This window comes from Trichocoleus sp. DQ-U1, assembly GCF_039961925.1.
Classification (GTDB): Bacteria; Cyanobacteriota; Cyanobacteriia; order Cyanobacteriales; family FACHB-T130; genus FACHB-T130.
In genome coordinates, this window is the sequence record NZ_JAMPKB010000061.1 from 24,517 (window position 1) to 34,149 (window position 9,633).

Consider the following 9,633-nt stretch of genomic DNA (forward strand, 5'->3'; position numbering starts at 1 on the left):
CATGAATTGCCATTCCTAAAATATGCGTAAAGGCTTCTACTTTATATTGATAGGATGCAAACTGTGCCTGAATTGCCGCCTCAGTGTCAAAATCTGAAAGAACAGGTCGAGACTATACTACAACTGTTGCATCAGGAGCCGTCTCTGCGATCGCAAGATGTTACACCCGTACAGACATCCCTCGGAAAAGCGATTTCTCCTAAGTTTGAGATTGTATTTGCGGGTGCTTTTAGTGCGGGGAAATCGATGCTAATTAACGCTCTGTTAGAGCGGGAATTGCTTTACAGTGCAGAGGGACACGCTACAGGTACGGAATGTAAAATTGAGTACGCCGAACCGGATAAAGAACGAGTGGTGCTGACGTTTCTGAGTGAGGTGGAAATTCGGGAACAGGCAAGTGCGGTATCTCAGATGCTGGGGTTAGGGACAGCTAGCAATATTAATCAATCTGAAGTGATTCAATTGCTAAGCGATGGATGCCAAGCGATTATCGAGATTGAGGGTGGAGAAAGTAAATCAGAAAGAGCAAAACAAGCGAATGCGCTGATGTTGTTGTTGGAGGGATTTGTTGCCAATCGCGATCGCATCAATACAGTTAATAATGCTACATATTCAATGGAGCAATTTAATTTCTCCAATCTCAAGGAAGCGGCTGGTTATGCTCGTCGTGGCAGTAACAGCGCGGTTTTGAAGCGAATTGAGTATTACTGTTATCATCCGCTGTTGCGGGATGGAAATGTGATTATTGATACGCCGGGAATTGATGCGCCAGTGGAGAAAGACGCACAACTGACCTACGCTAAGATTGAACATCCGGATACGTCAGCGGTGGTGTGCGTTCTCAAACCCGCGTCTGCTGGCGACATGACGAAGGAAGAAACGGAACTGCTGGAGAAAATGCGCTCAAATCCGGGGATACGCGATCGCGTATTCTTTGCCTTCAACCGTATCGATGAAACTTGGTATAATAGCCAGTTAAGGCAACGTTTAGACGGTTTGATTATCGCTCAGTTTCGAGATACTACTAGGGTTTATAAAACGAGCGGACTATTAGGATTTTACAGCAGTCAGATTAAACAGACCAGTGGACGCGATCGCTTTGGTTTAGATTCTGTCTTTGCTGATAGTGTTAAAGGCTTGGATGAACGAGAAGAAACACCACAATTTGTTACAGCCTTTAATAACTACTGCGCGAATTCTGGAAAATTACCTCCTAACAAGTTCCGAATTTCCGTTAATAGCTACGAATCCCCAAATGAAAATTACGTGCGGATTTTAGCTGAACAAGGTACACCTATCATTCGACAGTTAATTCAAGATAGTGGAATAGAAGAGTTTCGCGCTGCTATTACAGACTATCTTACCAAAGAGAAGCGTCCTCAACTGTTCAAGAATCTGGCTGACGATCTCGAAGATGCCTGCATTAGTCTGAAGAAATATTACCAATCTGCGCTGCGCGACTTGGATAGTCAACCCCGCGAAATTGAGGCGATGAAGACGCAGGAATTACAACGCCTTAACCAACAGTTACAGCAAATTGGTCAAGAATTTCACCAGCATATTACGGAAGAATTAAATCAGGTTGTAACAAGTCAATCTAGCGCTTTCGAGGCAGATTTTCGCCAACTGCAATCTCGGATGGTTCGGCGTTTAGATGAGTTGCTGGATACTTTCTCGGTTGCAGATGCTTATAGTCGCGCTATCCTCAGCCATCCCCGCAATTCTACAGCACCTTTGATTGCTGTTTTAGTTGAGGCGCTTTATTACTTGGCGAATCAACTAGAAGATATCTTGAAAGAATCTTGCCAGGAAGTAGTTACCAATCTATTTCAGCGTTTAGTTGAACAAGTTCGCAAATCTGATTACTATCGCCAGCTTTATCGTTTGCTTGGTAATGATGGCGGGATTGAGCAAAATTTAAAAGAGATAGAAAACCTGGTTCATCATGCTTTAGTCAATGCGGCAAGTGACGAATGCAATCGTTATGTCCGCGAAAGTCCTCGCTTTTACGATGAAGGTACTTTCTCAATCTATCAATTCCGGCAAACGTTGCTGCAAACTTCCCAAAGCTACGGTTGTGAAAGCATGATAGCAGCAGAACCAGCAATTCGTCAGTTGTTAAAGTTAGATTTTGAGCCAAAAGTTAAAGCAACAATTAGTAGCGGTTTCCCGGCAACCGTTAATCAAACTCTCACAACTAATTTATTGCCAATGGCAGCGCATCAAGCTGATAAAATCTTACAGGAATATACGCAAGCTCGTGCTTATTTAGAGCAAACACTAGAGCAAGAAGCTGAGGAAAAAATTGCTAACAATCGCCGTTTGCAAAGTGCAGTTGAGCAAAAAATAGCAGCTTACAACTCTGCGGTTGCAAGTATCAATAGTTGTTTGCAAGCGATAGGATTGTACGATCGTCAACTGCCTGTAATTGCTGATTCTATACCTCTACGTGAGCCAGAAGAATTCGAGATAGGTTCAGATGACCCTATCTGATACCTGTCAACATAAATTGTTCCAGCTTGATCCTGAGAACGAGTTAGGAGGTTCCAGCCTCTAGCCGTAAGCTGAACGAGAGGCTGGATTTCTCCATAGGCTTTCCCAAGCTAGAGCTTTAGAAAGAGATAACAGTAAAACGACATACTACTAAATGGAGGGAATGACATGGAAGCTAATGAAGTTAAAAAAAAATACAATTCAGGACAAAGAGATTTTAGTTCCCAACATTTAAGCGATGCGGACTTTAGTAAAACTAGTTTAACTGAAATTAGTTTTGCTAATTCTAACTTGTCCTCAGCAAATCTTAGTTGGACAAATATGAGTGGAGCTAATCTTAGCGAAGCAGATTTAAGTTATGCGGATTTAAGTAAGGCTAAACTCAATCATGCAAATTTAAAGGGGGCAAATTTGGGTGGTGCTAACTTGACTGGAGCCGACTTATCTGGAGCTAATCTAAGTGACGCACATCTAGATAATGCAAATTTGAGTAAAGCAATTCTCAACGGTGCAAATCTAACAAAAGCTGAGCTTGATGGAGCAGATATAAGTAAGGCTAATTTGAGCGGCTCGGTTCTTAGCCAAGCAGACGTAAGTAATGCAAACTTAAGTAAAGCAAACCTAAGCAGTGCAGACCTTAACCGAGCCGATTTAAGTAATGCGAACCTTAGTGGAGCAACCCTGATTGGTGCGATTCTAAGCGGTATAGACCTAGCTGGTGCAGACTTGGATGGGACGAAGTTTTAGAGTGATTACTAATTTACCAACAGTTTGTAGAGGTTTTTGCAAACCGCCTTTTTTTATTCTGTCTTGAAGCCAATTTCAAGACAGAATAAAAAAAGGCAGACTGTAAAATTGTTCATAACAACATTCCAAAAATAGAAAGTTACATAGAATATAACTCTTATTTGCAAAAATGTGGCGACGATGATGTTATATCATTCGGCTCTGGACTTTACAAAATTGGGAAAGTAAAGCCTGGATTCGCATCGTCAATAGCAAAAGTAGCAGATGCAATAATTGAATCGCTAGAAGCCTCTGGAATAACAGATGCACATATGTATGAAGTTCCCAATAGAGGTGCCGCATATAAGGTTAACAGGAAGTGGTTTCAAGAAGGGAAAGATTGTGAAATCCTGAGAATTGGTGCGAAGGGCTGGCAAAAAGGAAAAATTAAGCTAAAACTCACTGTAGAGTTTATATCTGATGAGCCAGAATTTCCAGAAAGACTAGCAATCGATGAATCAGAAATACTCCAAACCGAGTCACCACTCGATGAGATCCGCAAGATAAGATGCCAAGAAGATAAGCAATAAAACTTATAAAAAAGTCCCCTAGAGTTTCATTCATCTAGGGGAAAAATACAATTACTAGGACTATTTACCGCTATAGTAAAAGGCGATTTCTTTCTCTTTCAGCGGTGCGAAGTCAGCGTCGATTAGCATCTGGTTGAGTTCTTCTTGGGGAATATGCTTAGCGCCGATGCGAACAATTCTAGAACGCATCGTATTGGATACGCCGCTGCGCTGCCGCCCAGCTTCCAGCCCCATTACTTTTGTGTATAATTCTAGTTTGGGTGTTGGAATCGGGGAACCGTCAAAATCAATTCCCTGAGCGATCGCTACATCAATCGCATCAGCGCCTGTAGTTGTTTGATTGTCTGGATTCATTGCAGCGTGGGATCGTGTTTACAAGAGCATTTTATGACTAAAACGCCCAGAATTCGCATCCCGGCAGAAGTGAGGAAGTATGTGTTTCAGCGCGATCGCTGTCAGTGCCAAAGTTGCGGCAAAACGGCGCTAGAAGCAAACCTCACGATTGACCACATCATACCGCTCTCTCGTGGCGGTTCTAATGACATCAGCAATATACAAACCCTCTGTCTCCCTTGTAACCAGCGCAAAACCAACCATTTAGATCCTCGGTTCCGGCGTTATTTCGATCTTTAATCTAGAAAACACACCAGACTCGTTTTTAAAAATATACTGTCCGCGCAGCGCTGCTAACACTCCATCATTTGACGGGCAGAAAAAAACCGCCTCTAGCATGAGTCAGGGCGGTCTTCCTAAGCAATCGGAGGGTAGATAATAGATTACGCTGATGATTTTGTATCCTACTGTAACAGAATTTACCGAATCTGCCTCAAAATTGTTTATTGATGGCTTTCTAAACCCGATTTCTATAGAAACCGAGTTTTTTTATCGATAAACTCTTATCGTCCTGCGTAGGCATTCATCGGTTCCTTGATAAACCGAATGTAAAGATGCCTAAACGTGGACTTAATCACGCGAGGCATCGCGAAGTCGATAGGCATCATGTTAGTAGGAAGTTGCCAATCCAGCACCTTTAGATCATCCGGATGCAGTTGGGGAAAGTCAATTTCCTCCACATTTGTGCATAGTCCTAACCTCATCGAAGCCGCCATAGTAGGGACGTTGAGAGGATCTACATTGAGAATTTCCACAATCGCCCGATCCAGGGCAAATACATCAGCCGATGCCGCTAAAATTCCTAGGAAGCGAGGTTCGCCACCGCTAGGGCCGTTCCCTTCATGCCCGATAATCCCATCTAAAATCGTTAGGGTAGGATTAATTGCCCTTGCAGTTTCTACTAACATTTCCCCAAATCGGGCACTATCTTTCCCCGCTTCCATGTGCCACCAGGCTTTCATTTTTCCCGGTACGCAACCGAATAAGTTTTTGACCCCCATTGTCATCGTTAGCTGACAGTGGGATTTCAGTTTAGGCAGGTTGATTACTACATCTGCATCCATTGCTTCTTTGCACAACAACAGATGGTTGAACCCTTCGCTAACGGTTTCGTAACGCTTCCCTGTAAATTCCACTAGCGGCAAATTGAGTTCTTCCATAAGGGGAAGATAACCATTTGCCTTTGCCACACCCATCGCGCTGCCAAACGCGGGACTGTCTCCCAGGAAAGGCTTGCCACCCGCTTCCTGTACCAGTTTGGCAACACAGTGAACCAGTTCGGGACGGGTGACACATTCTTTACTCGGATGTCCGCCAGTGAGTAAATTGGGCTTGAGGAGAACGCGATCGCCTGCTTTGACAAAAGCTTTGATTCCTCCCAAGGGTTCCAGCAAACTTTCCACGGATTCTCGCAATAATTGCCGCTCGTAGGAATTCGCACGAATTAAACTAACGGAAGGTTTCATGATTCTGCGTTTGTAATTGAGGATTGAGCGAATACAAGAATTTTGAATCAATTAAAGTGAGAATTGCCAGCCTCCAATTCTTCATGAAGACCTGGCAATTCTTAATCTAAAATCTCAAATTCTCAGCGATTGCTGCCACGAGTCAGGGCAGTTACCCGCTGGGCATTCGAGAAGACATCTTCTCCCTGGAGGTGAGGAATCGGGGGCTTCACCTCAACTTTGGTAATATTGGCGGTGTTAATAAAAACCGTTTCTTCAGGTAAGTGGAGAATCCACCAGGATTTATCTAAAAGCCGACGGACTTCTTGCCGAATTTCCTGCTTTGTTTCTAAGCCTTCCTCTACTGACTCATAGATAGTAAAGGATTCTGTGTGCCCATCAATATAGTGAAAAGTTAACTGGGTCAAACCATCATGACTATGCATAGAACGAGACTCCTGGTTAGAAAGTTTTGAGTTTTGGATAGATGCAAATTTTGGTGTATCTACAACTCTGGACGCTGCACTCCTGACATAGCACTCATTTCCTCCAAGTCTAAGACCTTGGCTAGTTCTTCGGAACTCATCAACTCTCGTTCTAGGACAATTTGCCGCAAGGATTTGCCAGTTTCGAGAGATTCTTTGGCAACAGCAGCCGCGTTGAGATAGCCGATGTGGGGATTGAGGGCAGTGACGAGGGCGAGGCTTCCTTCTGCATAGGCAAGGCAGCGATCGCGATTGGCGGTAATTCCCTCCAAACAACGCTGCGTCAGTGCGCTTAAGGTATTGCCCAAAATTTCAATACTGTGAATCAAGTTATAGGCAATCAGCGGCATCATCACATTTAACTCTAACTGTCCTGCTTGGGCGGCTAAAGCGATCGCCGAATCGTACCCCATTACCTGAAAACACACCATCGAAGTCATTTCTGCCATCACCGGGTTATATTTCCCCGGCATAATCGACGATCCAGGCTGTACTGGTGGTAGCTGAATTTCCTTTAAACCTGTTTTTGGCCCGGAATCCATCAGCCGTAAGTCATGAGATATCTTGACGCAATCCTGGGCTAAGTTCCGCAGGCTACCGGAAACGCTGACAAAAGGTGCCATACTCTGCATTGCCGCCATCAGATGAGGGGCTGGGCGCAAGGGCTGATCGATCAATTCTGATAATAATTGGGCAACGCGATCGCAATATTGGGGATGGGTATTTAACCCAGTTCCCGCCGCACTTCCACCCAAACCCAGCGCCATTAAATCTTCAGACGCCCTCTCGATGCGAATCATGTGTTCTGCGAGAATTTGCCCCCAAGCGCGGAAGTTTTCGCCCAGGCGTACGGGTACAGCATCTTGCAGATGGGTTCTTCCAGATTTTACGACATCTTGAAATTCCTCAGCTTTGTTATCCAAAGTAGCGATCGCATCGGCTAAAGCTGGGTACAGTGTCTTCTCCAGCGCCACCAGCGCCCCAATCCGAATCGCCGTGGGAATTACATCGTTCGTCGATTGACCGTAATTAACATGATCGTTGGGACTGACGCGCTTGTAATTGCCTTTTTCATCGCCCAGCAGTTCCAGCGCCCGATTCGCCAATACTTCGTTGATATTCATGTGGTGCGAAGTCCCCGCACCCGCCTGGTAGACATCCACGACAAACTGATCGCGGAACTTCCCGGAAAGCACTTCATCCGCCGCCTGGACAATCACCTGGCTGATGTCTTGGGGAATGCAGCCAAGTTCCCCATTTGCCATCGCTGCTGCTTTCTTAATCAGTACGCAAGCATCAATATAAGTGGGCAACGGTTTAATTCCACTAATCGGGAAATTCTCAATCGCCCGTAGCGTCTGAATCCCGTAGTAAACGTTATCCAAGATTTGGCGATCGCCCATTGAATCGCGTTCGATGCGGTAGGTTCTACCTATCTGTTCACTCATGTTAGTTGTCTATGGATTCTTTTAGATGAGATCATCCCATGTCTAGCTGGGGGATGCGATGAGTCAGTCTTCAGATTTGGCAGCATTCTTTTCTCAGAAGGATTACGCAATACCGGCGCAATCCTTCTGAGAAAAGATCCGTCTAAATCCCATGTCACCTGAAGGTCGGCACAAATAAATTGTTAGAAGTGTCTACTGACAAGACTGGTGTCACCCAGAATCTGAAATCCCAAATCTAAAATGGGATAACCCCTGCCCAAGGTTTCTAATCCTGCCCTAAGAGAGAGGGAAGTAGAGTCAATTTCTTATAGAAGAGAATATTTATCGGTCCTCCCTTGGCACCCAGTAGGTGAGAGAGAGGTTAAATAAGGATTACCGTACCGACTGCTTAAGGAAATTTTTTATTGCCTCCAGCGGCTGAATCCCTTGCCCAGCGGTCATCTGGAATTTATCGTTCTTGCTTTGAATGTATTTTAGAAAGGGATTTACCGTCTTGATGTTGACTTATGTTATTGTTTTGGGAATCTTAAATACAAGATCCTCCTAAAGTAAGATGCAAAATTCTATGGGTCAAACTATTACTCTCGAAGCAGAATTCTTCTTCCAGCAAGGACTACGCCAGCTTCAGTCGGCAAAATATGAAGCGGCGATCGCTTGTTTAGACAACGCCCTCAAGTGCGAACCCAATTACCCCGATGCCTTATCGCAGCGGGGTTTTGCCCTAGGGAATTTAGGTCGCCATGAAGAAGCGATCGCCAGCTTCGACAACGCCTTGTCAATTCAACCCGATGCTTCTTGGGTTTGGTTCAACCGGGGTATTGCGCTGGGGAAATTATGTCGCTACGAACAGGCGCTTAATAGCTTTGATCGCGCCATAGAATTTAACCCGGATGCTTCCGCTGCGTGGCACAACCGGGGCATTACCTTAATTGACTGGGGTTTCTATGAAAAAGCGGTCGCCAGCTTTGACCGCACCCTGAAGCTGCGTCCAGACGCCTACTGGGCATGGTACAACCGAGGCAATGCTCTTGCCCAACTCAATCATTACGAACAGGCGATTCATAGCTATGACCGGGCGATTGAGTTTAAACCAGATTCCTGCAATGCTTGGTACAACCGAGGCATTACCCTCAATGACTGGGGGCTTTATGAAAAGGCAATTTCTAGCTTCCAAAGAAGTTTGGAAATTAATTCGGAATACTACAAAGCTTGGTTCAACCAAGCCATTGCTCTAGGGAAATTAGCTCGCTACGAAGAAGCGATCGCTGCTTGTGATAAAGCGTTACAACTTCAGACTGACTACCCCACCGCTTGGTATAACAAAGCTTGCTACTATGCTTTGCTGGGCAATGTCGAGCAGACAGTCCACAACTTGCAACAAGCGATTCGTCTGAGTGAGGAAAAATATCGGGAAATGGCGAAATACGACCCAGATTTTGACGCAGTTCGCGATCAGGATTTGTTTGAGGCGCTGGTAGAAGCATCCAGGTTTTGATCCAGTTTTATTGCTCATTCCCCTTCAATGTAGGGTTGGAGATAGACGCCTCCACCCTACCGACATCTGTTCGATCAAGCGGTTCTTTAGCGATCGCTACCAGTTCTTTCACTGTATAAGGTCTTGCCGCTGTCTCCAACCATGTGAACAGCGCTAAGTCACCTAATCGTCTACTTTGGGTTTGATTACAGGTACATTTTCCAACCGCCACAGCTGATTTTTTACGATTACCTGTTCGTCCCAGTAGTTAATTCACCATTTCCTCACAGTCATTCAAATACACGTTATAACCTTCCTTTTGGTGCATCCTAATGTATGAATGCGCCAAGCGGGACGACAGTAGCAGACATCTCTGCGTCGCTGAACGGCAACAAATGAAGGGATCCAAACCGTCTGTATGAACGCAGCCGTTGGTAGGCGGATTGCTAGATTAAGCGGCTTTCACTAGGGCGTGTCATCAATTAGATAAGCTAGAGCAAGAGAGAGAAGAAAAGGCTGAGCAATGACACGACGGTATGCCCTGCGCGATGACCAATGGGAGCGGCTCAAAGACTTGTT

General features: G+C 45.0%; 10 protein-coding genes. 5 read left to right on the forward strand and 5 right to left on the reverse strand.

Features of this window, described 5'->3' with window-relative positions:
* Positions 1–63: 63 nt before the first annotated feature.
* The 3 genes from NDI34_RS21095 to NDI34_RS21105 all read left to right on the forward strand — a co-directional run bounded on the left by NDI34_RS21095 (position 64) and on the right by NDI34_RS21105 (position 3,809).
* Positions 64–2,493, forward strand: coding sequence for a dynamin-like GTPase family protein (locus tag NDI34_RS21095; protein WP_348233731.1), 2,430 nt, complete (start codon positions 64–66; stop codon positions 2,491–2,493).
* Positions 2,494–2,661: 168 nt separating this feature from the next.
* Positions 2,662–3,240 (forward strand): pentapeptide repeat-containing protein, encoded by a 579-nt coding sequence (locus NDI34_RS21100; protein WP_348233725.1) that lies wholly within the window; start codon positions 2,662–2,664, stop codon positions 3,238–3,240.
* A gap of 161 nt (positions 3,241–3,401) precedes the next feature.
* A complete protein-coding gene (locus NDI34_RS21105; protein WP_348233726.1) occupies positions 3,402–3,809 on the forward strand; it encodes a KGK domain-containing protein in 408 nt (135 codons plus the stop codon).
* A 60-nt stretch (positions 3,810–3,869) separates the two neighbouring features.
* Here the strand turns inward: NDI34_RS21105 and NDI34_RS21110 are convergent, their stop codons facing one another.
* Positions 3,870–4,163, reverse strand: a complete 294-nt coding sequence (locus NDI34_RS21110; RefSeq protein ID WP_190410805.1) for a DUF4090 family protein — start codon at positions 4,161–4,163, stop codon at positions 3,870–3,872.
* A 33-nt stretch (positions 4,164–4,196) separates the two neighbouring features.
* On the opposite strand from NDI34_RS21110, the gene NDI34_RS21115 reads away from it, so the two are divergent.
* Entirely contained in the window at positions 4,197–4,442 is a 246-nt protein-coding gene (locus NDI34_RS21115) for an HNH endonuclease (RefSeq protein WP_348233727.1), read from the forward strand.
* Positions 4,443–4,705: 263 nt separating this feature from the next.
* On the opposite strand, the gene NDI34_RS21120 is transcribed toward NDI34_RS21115, so the two are convergent.
* The 3 genes from NDI34_RS21120 to NDI34_RS21130 form a co-directional block, all read right to left on the reverse strand.
* Complete coding sequence (locus tag NDI34_RS21120) at positions 4,706–5,668, reverse strand: DUF362 domain-containing protein (protein WP_348233728.1); 963 nt, start codon at positions 5,666–5,668, stop codon at positions 4,706–4,708.
* Positions 5,669–5,790: 122 nt separating this feature from the next.
* The gene (locus tag NDI34_RS21125) at positions 5,791–6,093 is read right to left on the reverse strand and encodes a hypothetical protein (protein WP_190410808.1); all 303 of its coding nucleotides are present in this window, start codon (positions 6,091–6,093) and stop codon (positions 5,791–5,793) included.
* 59 nt (positions 6,094–6,152) lie between these two features.
* A complete protein-coding gene (locus NDI34_RS21130) occupies positions 6,153–7,580 on the reverse strand; it encodes an aspartate ammonia-lyase (protein WP_348233729.1) in 1,428 nt (475 codons plus the stop codon).
* Between the two features lie 565 nt (positions 7,581–8,145).
* Here NDI34_RS21130 and NDI34_RS21135 point away from each other — a divergent pair.
* Complete coding sequence (locus NDI34_RS21135) at positions 8,146–9,075, forward strand: tetratricopeptide repeat protein (protein ID WP_348233730.1); 930 nt, start codon at positions 8,146–8,148, stop codon at positions 9,073–9,075.
* 7 nt (positions 9,076–9,082) lie between these two features.
* On the opposite strand, the gene NDI34_RS21140 is transcribed toward NDI34_RS21135, so the two are convergent.
* Positions 9,083–9,286, reverse strand: a complete 204-nt coding sequence (locus NDI34_RS21140; protein ID WP_190535634.1) for a hypothetical protein — start codon at positions 9,284–9,286, stop codon at positions 9,083–9,085.
* Positions 9,287–9,633 lie beyond the last annotated feature (347 nt).